The organism is Bradyrhizobium sp. AZCC 2230 (assembly GCF_036924495.1).
Taxonomy (GTDB): Bacteria; Pseudomonadota; Alphaproteobacteria; order Rhizobiales; family Xanthobacteraceae; genus Bradyrhizobium; species Bradyrhizobium rifense.
The window spans coordinates 6,103,077-6,116,469 of record NZ_JAZHRS010000001.1 but is presented as its reverse complement, the minus strand read 5'-3'; the positions used below and the strand labels follow the sequence as shown (position 1 = coordinate 6,116,469).

General features: G+C 65.2%; 12 protein-coding genes. 3 read left to right on the top strand and 9 right to left on the bottom strand.

Features of this window, described 5'->3' with window-relative positions; genetic code table 11:
- Positions 1–64: 64 nt before the first annotated feature.
- The 5 genes from V1280_RS29270 to ccmA form a co-directional block, all read right to left on the bottom strand.
- The gene (locus V1280_RS29270; protein ID WP_334532404.1) at positions 65–658 is read right to left on the bottom strand and encodes a DsbE family thiol:disulfide interchange protein; all 594 of its coding nucleotides are present in this window, start codon (positions 656–658) and stop codon (positions 65–67) included.
- Positions 655–840, bottom strand: coding sequence for a heme exporter protein CcmD (gene ccmD, locus V1280_RS29265; protein WP_334532402.1), 186 nt, complete (start codon positions 838–840; stop codon positions 655–657). The genes V1280_RS29270 and ccmD overlap by 4 nt, the downstream gene beginning before the upstream one ends.
- A complete protein-coding gene (locus tag V1280_RS29260) occupies positions 837–1,568 on the bottom strand; it encodes a heme ABC transporter permease (RefSeq protein ID WP_334532400.1) in 732 nt (243 codons plus the stop codon). Before V1280_RS29260 ends, ccmD begins: the two co-directional genes overlap by 4 nt.
- Before the next feature lie 90 nt (positions 1,569–1,658).
- Positions 1,659–2,327 carry a heme exporter protein CcmB gene (gene ccmB, locus V1280_RS29255; protein ID WP_334532397.1) on the bottom strand — a complete coding sequence of 223 codons (669 nt, stop codon included), beginning with the start codon at positions 2,325–2,327 and terminating at the stop codon, positions 1,659–1,661.
- 277 nt (positions 2,328–2,604) lie between these two features.
- A complete protein-coding gene (ccmA, locus tag V1280_RS29250) occupies positions 2,605–3,207 on the bottom strand; it encodes a heme ABC exporter ATP-binding protein CcmA (protein WP_334532395.1) in 603 nt (200 codons plus the stop codon).
- Between the two features lie 243 nt (positions 3,208–3,450).
- On the opposite strand from ccmA, the gene acnA reads away from it, so the two are divergent.
- From acnA to V1280_RS29235, 3 genes are all read left to right on the top strand, one after another.
- Complete coding sequence (gene acnA, locus V1280_RS29245) at positions 3,451–6,171, top strand: aconitate hydratase AcnA (protein ID WP_334532394.1); 2,721 nt, start codon at positions 3,451–3,453, stop codon at positions 6,169–6,171.
- Positions 6,172–6,387: 216 nt separating this feature from the next.
- On the top strand, positions 6,388–7,167 hold the full coding sequence (locus tag V1280_RS29240; protein WP_334532392.1) for a DUF1223 domain-containing protein: 780 nt from the start codon (positions 6,388–6,390) through the stop codon (positions 7,165–7,167).
- A gap of 560 nt (positions 7,168–7,727) precedes the next feature.
- Positions 7,728–8,099, top strand: coding sequence for a DUF2794 domain-containing protein (locus V1280_RS29235; protein WP_334532389.1), 372 nt, complete (start codon positions 7,728–7,730; stop codon positions 8,097–8,099).
- A gap of 164 nt (positions 8,100–8,263) precedes the next feature.
- Here V1280_RS29235 and V1280_RS29230 read toward each other — a convergent pair whose 3' ends face one another.
- The 4 genes from V1280_RS29230 to V1280_RS29215 all read right to left on the bottom strand — a co-directional run bounded on the left by V1280_RS29230 (position 8,264) and on the right by V1280_RS29215 (position 13,377).
- Positions 8,264–8,794 carry a GNAT family N-acetyltransferase gene (locus tag V1280_RS29230; protein ID WP_334532386.1) on the bottom strand — a complete coding sequence of 177 codons (531 nt, stop codon included), beginning with the start codon at positions 8,792–8,794 and terminating at the stop codon, positions 8,264–8,266.
- A gap of 230 nt (positions 8,795–9,024) precedes the next feature.
- Positions 9,025–9,816 carry a Bax inhibitor-1/YccA family protein gene (locus tag V1280_RS29225; protein WP_334532383.1) on the bottom strand — a complete coding sequence of 264 codons (792 nt, stop codon included), beginning with the start codon at positions 9,814–9,816 and terminating at the stop codon, positions 9,025–9,027.
- Between the two features lie 271 nt (positions 9,817–10,087).
- Positions 10,088–12,658: an ABC transporter permease gene (locus V1280_RS29220; RefSeq protein ID WP_334532381.1), complete on the bottom strand. Its 2,571-nt coding sequence runs from the start codon at positions 12,656–12,658 to the stop codon at positions 10,088–10,090.
- A complete protein-coding gene (locus tag V1280_RS29215; RefSeq protein ID WP_334532378.1) occupies positions 12,655–13,377 on the bottom strand; it encodes an ABC transporter ATP-binding protein in 723 nt (240 codons plus the stop codon). The genes V1280_RS29220 and V1280_RS29215 overlap by 4 nt, the downstream gene beginning before the upstream one ends.
- Between the last annotated feature and the right edge of the window lie 16 nt (positions 13,378–13,393).

The following is a 13,393-nucleotide window of genomic DNA, read 5'->3' as shown; positions in this document are numbered from 1 at the left end:
ATGGGCCCCGGCTCTGCAGCGCACCGCTTGCGCGCTGCGCAGCGTCCGGGGCACGAGAGCTGCGTTAGCTCCCCGCCTTCAACGCCTTCTCCATCTGCGGCAGCAACACGCTGCGGAAATTGTCCGGCGTGATCGGGCCGACCAGCTTGTAGACGATGGTGCCTTCGCGGCCGACGACAAAGGTCTCGGGCACGCCATAGACGCCCCACTCGATCGAGGCGCGGCCGTTGGCATCTAGGCCGACGCGACCGAACGGGTTGCCGTAGCGCCCGAGGAAGCGCCGCGCGTTGTCGGGCGCATCCTTGTAGTTGATGCCGACGAGTTGGAAGCGCTTGTCTTTCGCAAGCTCCGTCAGCAGCGGCGCCTCGTCGTGACAGGGCACGCACCAGGAGGCCCAGACGTTGACGAGGCTGACCTTGCCCTTGAACGCGGTGGGATCGAAGCCCGGCACCTGCACGTTGTCAGCCTGCAATCCCTCGAGCGGCGGCAGCGTGGTCTGTGGCGCAGGCCGGCCGATCAGCGCGGACGGAATGCGCGACGGATCGCCGCTGCCGAGCCGGAACCAGAACAGCACCGCAAGGGCGATGAAGGCGAGCAGCGGCAGCACCATCAGGAAGGTGCGGCGCTGCGGCGGTGCGGAAGTCGATTGTTCGCTCATGGTGTGTCCACGGCACTGCGGCCTGAACGACGCGTGACGCCGCTGCGATCGAGTTCGCGCAGCCGCTGCGTCTGGTTGCGATAGTCGAGCACGACCCAGCCGATCAGGATCGCAACCACGACGGCCGCGGCGGCATAAGATGTCACGATGAAAGACGCGTAGGGGCCGAGTGATGTCATCATGCCGCCTTCTGGCTCGCCTGCATCATCTGCAGCGAGCGGACACGGCGTCGCAAAATCTCGTTGCGCATGGCCGCGATGTGAAGCGTGATGAACAGCAGCGTGAAGGCGACGGCCATCACCAGCAGCGGAATCAGGAACGATTTGTCGAGTGTCGAGCCGCCCATGCGCATCACCGAGGCCGGCTGATGCAGCGTGTTCCACCAATCGACCGAGAATTTGATGATCGGCAGATTGATCGCGCCGACCAGCGTCAGCACGGCGGCTGCGCGCGCCGCGCGCGAGGGATCTTCCACCGCGCGCCACAGCGCCATCAGGCCGAGATACATCAGGAACAGAATCAGCACCGAGGTCAGCCGCGCATCCCATTCCCAATAGGTGCCCCACATCGGCCGGCCCCACAGCGAGCCCGTGAGCAGCGCGAGGAAGGTGAAGCTGGCACCGATCGGTGCGGCGGCTTTGGCGGCGACGTCGGCGAGCGGATGCCGCCACACCAGCGTGCCGAGCGAGGCGATGCTCATCACGCCCCAGACGAACATCGACAGCCACGCATTGGGCACGTGGATGAACATGATCTTCACGGTCGCGCCCTGCTGATAGTCGTCGGGCGCGTACGCGGATTGATAAAGGCCGATCGTGAGCAGGATGACGGTCGCAGCCGCAAGCCACGGCAGCACCCGCGCCGAGAGCGCGAGGAACCGTGTGGGGTTGGCGAGGTCGATCAGCGTCATGGTCTTCTGATAATCACAGGTCAGCGCTCACGCAATCAGCATGAAAGTGCGCAGCGAAAGTTGATCGGGGTCAAGGCAACCGAACTCATTTCAGTCCAGCCCATGTTTCAGGCTCGCCGCCGCCGCAAACGGGCCGATCACGAGGCTGACCAGCGACAGCGCGCAGAGGATCGAGAACGGCGCACCGAATGACAATGGCCCGGTGATGGCGGCTTGCGAGGCCGCAACCCCGAAGATCAGGACGGGGATCGACAGCGGCAGCACCAGCACGGCCATCAAGAGCCCGCCGCGATGCAGCGTCACCGCTAGCGCCGCGCCGATCATGCCGGTAAAGGTCAGCGCAGGCGTGCCCGCCAGCAGCGTCAGGGCCACCGCGCCGGTCGCGGTCATGTCGAGGTTGAGCAGGAGGCCCAGCACCGGGGTTGCGACAATCAGCGGCAGGCCCGCCGCCAGCCAATGCGCCAGCGCCTTGGCCGCGCACGCGAGTTCCAGCGGCGTCCGGCTCATCGTGATCAGGTCGAGCGAACCGTCCTCATGGTCGGCCATGAACAGCCGGTCCAGCGTCAGCAGGCTCGCCAGCAGCGCGCCGAGCCACAGGATCGCCGGCCCCAACCGCGATAGCAGCGCCAGATCCGGCCCGACCGCGAACGGCATCAGCACCACCACGGTGAGGAAGAACAGCACACCAATCAGCGCCCCGCCGCCAACGCGGAGCGCGATCCGGATGTCCCGGCGGATCAGGGCGGCGAGGGCGGTCATGGGGCGCTCCTGGCGGTGAGACGGCCATGAGAGCCCGGCTCGCGCCCTAGGCGAACTGCGCTCCCTCCCCCCTTGTGGGGGAGGGTTGGGGAGGGGGGTAGCCCCGGGAGTGATGCTCCGGGAAGCCGAGCTTCCAGCAACAGAGCGTCTCCCTCCCACGCGCTTGATCCGAGAGAGCACGTCGTGTGGCACCCCCCTCCCTGACCCTCCCCCACAAGGGGGGAGGGAACGGAGAGGCCGGTGCCCAGGCGCTTGGAAAGCTGAGGGTCCATCGGAATCACATCGCACCCCCGATCCGCAGCTCCCGCGATTCGATCCCGAGCGGCGCATGGGTGGCCGCGATGATCAGGCCGCCGCGGGCGAGATGGTCGCGCATGAGCCCGCCGAACATGTCCTGGCCGGCCGCATCCAGCGCATTGGTCGGCTCGTCCAGCAGCCAGACCGGGCGGCGGACCGTCAAGAGCCGGGCCAGCGACAGCCGACGACGCTGGCCGGCCGACAGGAAGGCCGCGGGCAGATCGGTGGCGTGGTCGAGGTCGACGGTGGCGAGGCTCTCAGCCGCGTCGCCGCGCTCGCCGCCCAGAAAATCAGCCCAGAATGCCAGGTTTTCCGCCACGCTCAGCGCAGGCTTGAGGGCATCGCGATGGCCGAGATAGTGGCATTGCTCGGGCAGCGTCATGTCGGCGTCGCCCCCGTCCAGTACGATTGTCCCGCCTGCCGGAATGAGCAGGCCGGCAATCAGCCGCAGCAGCGAGGTCTTGCCCGATCCGTTGCGCCCCGTCACTGCCACGGCTTCGCCGGAGACCGCCTCGAAATCGAGCCCCGAAAACACCTCGCGGCCGCCCCGCACGCAAATCACCCCGCGTCCCGACAGCTGCATCTGGCCTGGTACCAACCCGTTCAAAGCCGGGCCTCAGGAAATCTTGGGGTAGCGCATCAGAATTTTTGGCTCGCGACTTGCTGGGTTCGATTGTGGCTGTGGCGGCGCGGTTAGAAAGCTTCTATAAGCCCGGAACTACTTGATGCAGCAACTCAACCTGCCCCTGCAAGCGACCCAGCCGGACTCGCTGACGGTGTTAAAATACCCCTTGCCGGGTATAACTAACAATTGGGATTTCCTTTCATGACCTCGCTCGACAGCTTCAAATGCAAAAAGACCCTCAAGGTCGGCGCCAAGACCTATGTCTATTACAGCCTGCCCACGGCCGAGAAGAATGGTCTGAAGGGAATTTCGAAACTTCCCTATTCGATGAAGGTGCTGCTTGAAAATCTCCTCCGCAACGAGGACGGCCGCACGGTCAAGAAGGAAGACATCACGGCGGTCTCGAAGTGGCTGCGCAAGAAGTCGCTGGAGCATGAGATCGCGTTCCGCCCGGCCCGCGTGCTGATGCAGGATTTCACCGGCGTGCCGGCGGTGGTCGATCTCGCCGCGATGCGCAATGCGATGCAGAAGCTCGGCGGCGATGCCGAGAAGATCAACCCATTGGTCCCCGTCGATCTCGTCATCGACCACTCCGTGATCGTGAACTTCTTCGGTGACAACAAGGCCTTCGGCAAGAACGTCACCGAGGAGTACAAGCAGAACCAGGAACGCTACGAGTTCCTGAAGTGGGGCCAGAAGGCGTTCTCGAACTTCTCCGTCGTGCCGCCCGGCACCGGCATCTGCCACCAGGTCAATCTCGAATATCTCTCCCAGACGGTGTGGACCAAGAAGGAGAAGATGACGGTCGGCAAGAAGACCGGCACCTTCGAGGTTGCCTATCCCGACTCGCTCGTCGGCACCGACTCCCACACCACCATGGTCAACGGTCTCGCCGTGCTCGGCTGGGGCGTCGGCGGCATCGAGGCGGAAGCCTGCATGCTCGGCCAGCCGCTGTCGATGCTGCTGCCGACGGTCGTCGGCTTCAAGCTGAAGGGTCAGCTCAAGGAGGGCGTCACCGCGACCGACCTCGTGCTGACCGTGACGCAGATGCTGCGCAAGCTCGGCGTGGTCGGCAAGTTCGTCGAGTTCTTCGGCCCCGGCCTCGATAACCTCTCGGTTGCCGACAAGGCGACCATCGGCAACATGGCGCCGGAATATGGCGCGACCTGCGGCTTCTTCCCCGTTGACGCCGCCACGATCGATTACCTCAAGACCTCCGGCCGCGCCGCACCGCGCGTTGCGCTGGTGCAGGCCTATGCGAAGGCGCAAGGGCTCTTCCGCACCGCCAAGTCGGCCGACCCGGTGTTCACGGAAACGCTGACGCTCGACCTCGCTGACGTCGTGCCGTCGATGGCCGGCCCGAAGCGTCCCGAAGGCCGCATCGCGCTGCCGTCGGTCGCCGAAGGTTTTTCGCTCGCGCTGGGCACCGAATACAAGAAGACCGAGGAGCCCAACAAGCGCTTCGCCGTCGAAGGCAAGAACTACGAGATCGGCCACGGCGACGTCGTCATCGCCGCCATCACCTCCTGCACCAACACCTCGAACCCGAGCGTGCTGATCGGCGCCGGTCTGCTTGCCCGTAACGCTGCCGCGAAGGGCCTGAAAGCAAAACCGTGGGTGAAGACCTCGCTCGCCCCGGGCAGCCAGGTGGTCGCGGGCTATCTCGCCGATTCCGGCCTACAGGCTGATCTCGACAAGGTCGGCTTCAACCTCGTCGGCTTCGGCTGCACCACCTGCATCGGCAATTCCGGTCCGCTGCCGGAGGAGATCTCGAAGTCGATTAACGACAACGGCATCGTCGCCGCCGCCGTGCTCTCCGGTAACCGCAACTTCGAAGGCCGCGTTTCGCCGGACGTGCAGGCAAACTATCTCGCCTCGCCGCCGCTGGTCGTCGCGCACGCGCTCGCCGGCAGCGTCACCAAGAACCTCGCCGTCGAGCCGCTCGGTGAAGGCAAAGACGGCAAGCCGGTGTACCTCAAGGACATCTGGCCGACGACGAAGGAGATCAACGCCTTCATGAAGAAGTTCGTGACCGCGGCGATCTTCAAGAAGAAGTATGCCGACGTGTTCAAGGGCGACACCAACTGGCGCAAGATCAAGACGGTCGAGAGCGAGACCTATCGCTGGAACATGTCGTCGACCTATGTGCAGAACCCGCCCTACTTCGAAGGCATGAAGAAGGAGCCGGAGCCGGTCACCGATATCGTCGAGGCGCGCATCCTCGCCATGTTCGGCGACAAGATCACCACCGACCACATCTCGCCGGCCGGTTCGATCAAGCTCACCTCGCCCGCTGGCAAATATCTCAGCGAGCACCAGGTGCGTCCCGCCGACTTCAACCAGTACGGCACGCGTCGCGGCAACCATGAAGTCATGATGCGCGGCACCTTCGCCAACATCCGCATCAAGAACTTCATGCTGAAGGGTGCCGACGGCAACATTCCGGAAGGCGGTCTCACCAAGCACTGGCCGGACGGCGAGCAGATGTCGATCTACGACGCCGCGATGAAGTACCAGCAGGAGCAGGTGCCGCTGGTGGTGTTCGCCGGCGCCGAATACGGCAACGGCTCCTCGCGCGACTGGGCTGCGAAGGGTACGCGCCTGCTCGGCGTGCGCGCCGTGATCTGCCAGAGCTTCGAGCGCATCCATCGCTCCAACCTGGTCGGCATGGGCGTGCTGCCGCTGACCTTCGAGGACGGCACCTCGTGGTCGTCGCTCGGCCTGAAGGGCGACGAGAAGGTCACGCTGCGTGGCCTCGTCGGCGACCTGAAGCCGCGCCAGAAGCTGACCGCGGAGATCGTGTCCGGCGACGGTTCGCTGCAGCGCGTTTCGCTGCTTTGCCGCATCGATACGCTGGACGAACTCGATTACTACCGGAACGGCGGCATTCTGCACTATGTGCTGCGCAAGCTCGCCGCCTAAGCGCGAATTTGTGAACGGTGGCTCACCGCGACGTGAGTAGAAGGTTAAACGAAGGCGGCCTATCACAAGGTCGCCTTCGTGCGTTACGGGATGCTTCAGATGGGCCCGCCCGGCGGACATTTCGCATACGATGGTTGAATGTGCCGTGCCCGTAAGACTACGGTGACCATCAGGCGATAGGATATCCCTCCACGAATACGAGATGTGACGTTCGACATGACTGGAATGATGGCTTCTCATTTGGTTTCGCGATGGTCCGGCGCACTCTGGTCGGGGGCGCTCGGCATCTGCGCAATCGTCGCCGTCATCCGTCCCGCCCAGGCCGATCCCCGCGCCGTGGTCGAACTCTTCACCTCGCAGGGCTGCTCCTCCTGCCCGCCCGCCGACAAGGTCATCGGCGACCTCTCCAAGGATCCCTCGATCATCGCGCTCAGCATGCCGATCGATTATTGGGATTATCTCGGCTGGAAGGACACGCTGGCCGATTCACGTTTCTCGGCGCGGCAGCGCGCCTATTCACGCATGCGCGGTGACCGCGAGGTCTATACGCCGCAGGTCGTGGTCAACGGCGAAGCCCATGTCATCGGCAGCGACCGTGCCGGCATCGAAAGCGCGATCGGCAAGACCGAAAAGGGCACGGGCGTGATGAGCGTGCCGGTGACGATGTCGCTCGCGGGCAAGCAGATCAACGTGTCGGTGGCCGCGAGCAACGAGCCGGCGATCTCGCATGGCGAGGTCTGGATCTGCTCGATCGCGAAGTCAGTGCCGATCGAAATCAGCCGCGGCGAAAATCGCGGCCAGCAGATCACCTATCACAACGTGGTGCGCAATCTGCTCAAGGTCGGTGACTGGAACGGACATCCGGAAAGCTGGACGGTGCCGCTCGAGAACCTCACCTCGCGCGATGGTGTCGACGGCGCGGTGGTCTATGTCCAGGACGGCAGCCGCGAGAAGCCCGGCGCGATGCTGGGCGCAGCGTACACGTCGCTGCACTGAAGCGCGCGTAGATATTCTCAGCCAAATTGTTTTCGTCATTCCGGGGCGCGCCTCTTGGCGCGAGACCGGAATCCATCGATCTTCTTGTTGAGCTGGGAAATAGATTCCGGGCTCGCGCTTCGCGCGCCCCGGAATGACGGCGGAGAGAAACACCCCGACACAAACAAAAAAGGACCAACTTGCGTTGGCCCTCCTTGTTGCGCGTACAGACCCGATCCTGTCCGACCCCGGGGGGCTGGGGGCTGAGGAATCCGGAACCGAAAGGACCGGGTCAACGCACACAGGTCTTTTCGCAGTGCAGGGCGGCGGGCCGTGGGCGGAAAAGCGGCGATCCTGTGATTCCTGCTAACGTTCCCGTGACGGTTTGCCGCTGAGAAGTTCCACCGTTGCGTGTGTCATGATTCGCAACCGGTTGGCGAGGCGAGCCGAGGTCCTCAAGAGACCCTCAGGAGCCTCTTGCGGCGGGGAACAGTTGGCGCAATCATGCAATTGTCATGAACCGTGGCTCCGGGGACGGTCTTCGCGGAGGCGGGTCATGCTGATGTGACAGGAGGCGCTGCATGAGTTTGACGCCGGAGGATGCCGATCCGAGCGAGCAGCGCGCAGTGGCGCGCCCCGCCGCTGCGAATGCCCAACTCAGTCGGGTGACGTTCAACCGGTTCGAGCTGAACCGAATTCTCAATCTCTATGGCCGCATGGTCGCCGACGGCGAGTGGCGCGACTATGCCATCGACTTCCTGAAGGACCGCGCGGTGTTTTCGGTCTTTCGCCGCGCCTCCGAAGTGCCGATCTACCGCATCGAGAAGGATCCGCGGCTGGCCCGCAAGCAGGGCATGTACAGCGTGATCTCGGCGACCGGCCTGATCCTGCGCCGCGGCCACGAGCTCGACCGCGTGCTGCTGGTGATCGATAGGAAGCTGGCGGTGGTGTAGCCAGGCGAACGGTGCGGTAACTGAGGTGCGGTAGGGTGGGCAAAGCGAAGCGTGCCCACCATTCGCCTATGATCGAGAGATGGTGGGCACGGCGCTGTGCGCCTTTGCCCACCCTACGAGAGCGATGAGGTGACGAAGGTTCGCAGCCCGGATGGAGCGCAGACCTATTTCCCCGGCACCGTGCTCGCGCCCTCGCCGAGGTCGCGCTGCATCATCACCGTATCCAGCCAGCGGCCGAATTTCAGGCCGACATTCGGATGCGTGCCGATCATCCTGAAGCCGCCTCTGGTGTGCACGCCGATCGAGCCGGCATTGGCGGAATCGCCGATCACCGCGATCATCTGGCGGAAGCCGCGCGCCTCGCATTCGGTGATCAGCCGCTCCAGCAGCAGCGAGCCGATGCCGCGGCGGTGGAAGGAGGGATCGAGATAGATCGAGTTCTCGACCGTGAAGCGGTAGGCAGGCCGCGGCCGGTAGGCGCCGGCATAGGCATAGCCGGCCACGCGTCCCTCGAGCGTGGCGACGAAATAGGGATAACCGCCGTCGACCAGCGTGCGATAGCGCCGCGTCATCTCGGCGAGATCAGGCGGCTCCAGCTCGAACGTCGCGGTGCCCTCGCGGACGGCCTGCTGATAGATGGCGGTGATGGCGGGGAGGTCGGCCTCAAGGGTGGGCCTGATTTCGGGTGCGGACATGGCGGAAGATTAGAGGCTTCGCGCGGCGGCTGGAAGAGGCAACGCCGCTTCCACATACTCCGTCATTGCGAGGAGCCCTTGCGACGAAGCAATCCAGAAATGCATCCGCGGAGGGACTCTGGATGCTTCACTGCGCTCGCGATGACGGTGGTTGCGGAAGCACTCGGGCCCCTAAACAAAAACCCCAGCCTCGCGGCCGGGGTTCGTGTCCGTTCTCTGAAGCCTGGCGCTTAGTCGCGCTGGCCGAGGAGCTGCAGCAGCAGCGTGAACAGGTTGATGAAGTTCAAATACAGCGACAGCGCACCGGAGATCGCCGCACGCTCGGCGATGTCACCGCCGGCCGAAGCGTAGCCGTAGATGTAGTCGTTCTTCAGGCGCTGCGTATCCCAGGCGGTGAGGCCCGCGAACACGAGAACGCCGACCACCGACACCACGAACTGCAGCACCGAGCTGGCCAGGAACAGGTTCACCAGGCTCGCGATGATGATGCCGATCAGGCCCATGAACAGGAACGAGCCCATGCCGCTCATGTCACGCTTGGTGGTGTAGCCGTAGAGGCTCAGCGCGCCGAAGGTCGCCGCGGTGATGAAGAACACCCGCACGATCGAGGTGTGCGTGTACACCAGGAAGATCGAGGACAGCGAGATGCCCATCAGCGCCGAGAACACCCAGAACAGGATCTGGGCGGTCGAGGGGGCGAGACGGTTGATGCCGGCCGAGATCACGAACACCATGGCCAGCGGCGCCAGCATGAACAGGTATTTCAGCGGGCTCACGAACATCGCGTAGCCGAACGGCGTCAGGAACAGCTTACCGACGCGGACGGCTTCCGCAGTCGGAACGTCAGTCACGGCAGCCATGTAGACGCCAAGCGCGGCCAGGCCGGTGATGGCCAGGCCAATGCTCATGTAATTGTAGATGCGCAGCATGTAAGCGCGCAGACCGGCGTCGACCGTCGCGGCGTCAACACGCCCGGCGGCCCTGCCGAAAGGAGAAGCGTAATTGCGGTCTAGGTCCGACATGGTCGAATTCCCGTTGGTTGCCCGGTCCGGCATGAGGGTTGCCATGCCGCCGGGTCGTCTAATTCTATCTCGGATACCGATGCCTGCCGACATTAATTTTGGCTAACAATCGGGTCTCCGAACCCATCCGATATGTGGGAAACTAACACATCCGCTGCAACCGTCCACGCGCGGCTGAATGTCGCCCTTGGCGCGCAATCCTGACGCGTAGAGGTGGTTAATCGCAGGAATCGCCCGATTCCGGTCCGGCGCAGCCACCCGCTACCTTTTGTCACAAATTGCGCAACACTGTGGCAGGCTTTTTGTTCAACGCCAGCAGCGTGCCGGCGAGCCCGAGCCCGACGGTGACGACCAGGGCGGCGGCCACCACGCCGGCCGCGCTGCCGGCCTGCCAGACGAAGGTCAGCGTCATCAGCCGCGTCACGATCATCCAGGCCGCGATGCTGCCGGCGAACACGCCGAACACCGCGGTGGCAAGGCCGATCAGGAGATATTCGAGCGCATAGGCGCCGAGCAGCCGCAGCCGCGTGGCGCCGAGGGTCTTCAGGATCACCGCGTCATAGACCCGGTGGCGATGGCCGGCGGCGAGCGCACCGCCCAGTACCAGGATCGCCGAGATCAGGGTCACGGCGCTGGCGCCGCGGATCGCGAGCGCGAGGTTGGTCACGACCGCGCCGACCGTCTCCATCACCTCGCGCACGCGAACGCTCGTCACCATCGGATAGGCGTCCGCCACCTGCTTGATGATCTTGCCGTCGCCGGTCGCATCGCCGCCGGCTTCGGTCAGCGTCGCGATGTGGGTGTGCGGCGCGCCCTTGAAGGCGTTCGGCGAGAACACCAGCACGAAATTGATGCCGAGCCCCTGCCAGTCGATGGTGCGGAGATTGCCGATTTTCGCCGGGATGTCGCGGCCGAGCACGTTGACCACGATCTCGTCGCCAACCTTGAGCCCGAGACCGTCGGCGATCTTCTTCTCCATCGAGACCAGCGGCGGGCCGGAATAGTCGGCGCCCCACCATTCGCCCTCGACCACCTTGGAGCCCTTCGGCAGCTCGCCGGTATAGGTCAGGCCGCGGTCGCTCTGCAGCACCCATTCGGAATCGGTGGTGGGCTTGAGGTCCTCGGCGCGGACGCCGCGGGCGGCGACGATGCGCCCGCGCAGCATCGGCACGTCCTCGACCTTCGCGCTCGGGGCGATCTGGCGCAGATAGTCGTCGAACGGAGCGGCCTGGGTGCTCGGAATGTCGATGAAGTAGAACGACGGCGCGTGCTCGGGCAGCGCCGCCAGGAACTGTCGGCGCAGATTGCCGTCGATCTGGGTGATGGTGACGAGCACGGCGAGGCCGAGACCGAGCGACAGCACGACCGAGGGCGTGAGTGCGCCCGGCCGGTGGATGTTGGCGATCGCAAGCCGCAGCATGGTGAAGCGCGTGCGCGGCAGCCGCCGCGCGATGGCCATCAGCACGGCCGCGACACCGCGCAGCACGACGAATACGACGACGGAGGAGGCCACGAACACCGCCGCGATGCGCTTGTCGAAGGACAGTCCGATCACGACCGCAACCAGCAGGACGACGACGACGCCCATGAAGGCGAGATAGCTCAAGCGCGGCCGGTGCCATTCGGAGCTGATGGTGTCCCGGAACAGTGCCGCGACCGGCACGTCGTGCACGCGCCTGAGCGGCCACAGGCCGAAGGCGAGCGCGGTCAGGAGGCCGTAGACAAAGGACAGCGCGAGCTCGTCGGCGTGCACGGCCGGGACCACCGGCAGCGGCAAAAGTTTTCCGAACAGGCCGACGATGGCAAACGGCATCGCGGCGCCGAGCGCCAGGCCAATCACCGAGCCGATCGCGGCGAGCAGGACGACCTGCGCGAGATAAATACCGAATACGTCGCGCCCCGTGGCGCCGACGGCCTTGAGGGCCGCGATCACCTCGAGCCGGCGATCGATATGGCTCTTCACGGCATTGGCGACGCCGACGCCGCCGACCAGCAGTGCGGCGAGGCCGACTAGGGTCAGGAATTGCGTGAAGCGGCTGATATTGCGTTCGAGCTGCGGCGAGGCGTTGGAGCGGCTGCGCACCTCCCAGCCGGCCTGCGGCGCGGCGTTGCGGGCGTCCGCGATGAAGGCATCGGTGGCACGGTCGCTGTTGGCGGTGTCAGGCAGTTTGACGCGGTAGACCCAGCGCACCAGGCTGCCGGGCTGGACCAGGCCGGTGGCGCGCAAGGCCGCCTCGCTGATCAGGAAGCGCGGACCAAAACCGATGCCGCCGGCGAGCTTGTCGGGCTCGGCCTCGACGCTAGAGCGGATCTGGAAGGTCGCAGAGCCGATGGTGACGCGGTCGCCGATCTTCAGCGAGAGCCGCGCCAGCAACGTCGGATCGGCGGCGGCGCCGAATGCGCCATCGCGCTCGGCAAGCAGATCGGTCAGCGGCAGTTGCGGCGCCAGCGTCAGTTGGCCGAGCATCGGATAGGTGTCGTCGACCGCCTTCATCTCGACCAGCGCCAGCTTGCCCTCGGCCGAGCGCGCCATGCCGCGCAGGGTGGAGGCCACGGAGACCGTGCCGCGCGAGCGCAGAAGGGCAACTTCTTCGGGTTTCGCTTCGCGCTGGAACAGCACGAAGGAGACGTCGCCGCCGAGCAGCGTGCGCCCCTCGCGCGCGAGGCCGTCGCTCAGGCTCGCCGACACCGAGCCGACGCCGGCAATCGCCATCACGCCGAGCGCGATGCAGGCGATGAAGACATAGAAGCCGCGCAGGCCGCCGCGCAATTCGCGCAGTGCGTAGCGCAGCGACAGCGCGACGCCGTTCGGCTTCGCAAACGGTTCGACAGCTACGCTCATGCGTTGTTCGTCTGCGTGTCGATGCGCCCTGAGCGCAGGCGGATCACGCGATCGCAGCGATGCGCGAGCGAGGAATCGTGCGTGACCAGCACCAGCGTCATGCCGCGCTCGGCGTGCTTGGTGAAGAGCAGATCGATGATCTGCTTTCCCGTGGTCTCGTCGAGATTGCCGGTCGGCTCGTCGGCGACGAGGATGGCGGGATCGGGCGCCAGCGCGCGCGCAAGCGCCACGCGCTGCTGCTCGCCGCCAGAGAGCTGCGTCGGATAATGATGCAGGCGATCACCGAGCCCGACCGATTGCAGCTCCTCGGCTGCGCGCTTTTTGGCATCGGGATTGCCGGCGAGCTCGAGCGGCACGGCGACGTTCTCCAGTGCCGTCATGGTCGGGATCAGATGGAAGGACTGAAAGACGATGCCGACCTGGCGGCCGCGGAAGCGGGCCAGCGCGTCCTCGTCGAGGGCATTGAAAGGCGTGCCGTTGACCACCACCTCTCCGCTATCAGGACGCTCCAGCCCCGCCATCACCATCAGCAGCGTGGATTTGCCCGAGCCTGACGGGCCGATCAGGCCGATCGTCTCCCCCGAGCCGACGCGCAGGCTGATATCCTTGAGGATGTGAACGCGTGCCGCCCCCGACCCCAATGAGAGATTGACGTTGGAGATGGCGATGGTGTCCGGCGTGGTGCCGGCGAGCGAAGAGGATTCGATGCGACTGTCCATGGTCCGGTCATATGGC

Coding starts and splice junctions, on each gene's coding strand:
- V1280_RS29270 (WP_334532404.1), bottom strand. CDS start 658: ATGAGCGAACAATCGACTTCCGCACCGCCGCAGCGCCGCACCTTCCTG.
- ccmD (WP_334532402.1), bottom strand. CDS start 840: ATGATGACATCACTCGGCCCCTACGCGTCTTTCATCGTGACATCTTAT.
- V1280_RS29260 (WP_334532400.1), bottom strand. CDS start 1,568: ATGACGCTGATCGACCTCGCCAACCCCACACGGTTCCTCGCGCTCTCG.
- ccmB (WP_334532397.1), bottom strand. CDS start 2,327: ATGACCGCCCTCGCCGCCCTGATCCGCCGGGACATCCGGATCGCGCTC.
- ccmA (WP_334532395.1), bottom strand. CDS start 3,207: ATGCAGCTGTCGGGACGCGGGGTGATTTGCGTGCGGGGCGGCCGCGAG.
- acnA (WP_334532394.1), top strand. CDS start 3,451: ATGACCTCGCTCGACAGCTTCAAATGCAAAAAGACCCTCAAGGTCGGC.
- V1280_RS29240 (WP_334532392.1), top strand. CDS start 6,388: ATGACTGGAATGATGGCTTCTCATTTGGTTTCGCGATGGTCCGGCGCA.
- V1280_RS29235 (WP_334532389.1), top strand. CDS start 7,728: ATGAGTTTGACGCCGGAGGATGCCGATCCGAGCGAGCAGCGCGCAGTG.
- V1280_RS29230 (WP_334532386.1), bottom strand. CDS start 8,794: ATGTCCGCACCCGAAATCAGGCCCACCCTTGAGGCCGACCTCCCCGCC.
- V1280_RS29225 (WP_334532383.1), bottom strand. CDS start 9,816: ATGTCGGACCTAGACCGCAATTACGCTTCTCCTTTCGGCAGGGCCGCC.
- V1280_RS29220 (WP_334532381.1), bottom strand. CDS start 12,658: ATGAGCGTAGCTGTCGAACCGTTTGCGAAGCCGAACGGCGTCGCGCTG.
- V1280_RS29215 (WP_334532378.1), bottom strand. CDS start 13,377: ATGGACAGTCGCATCGAATCCTCTTCGCTCGCCGGCACCACGCCGGAC.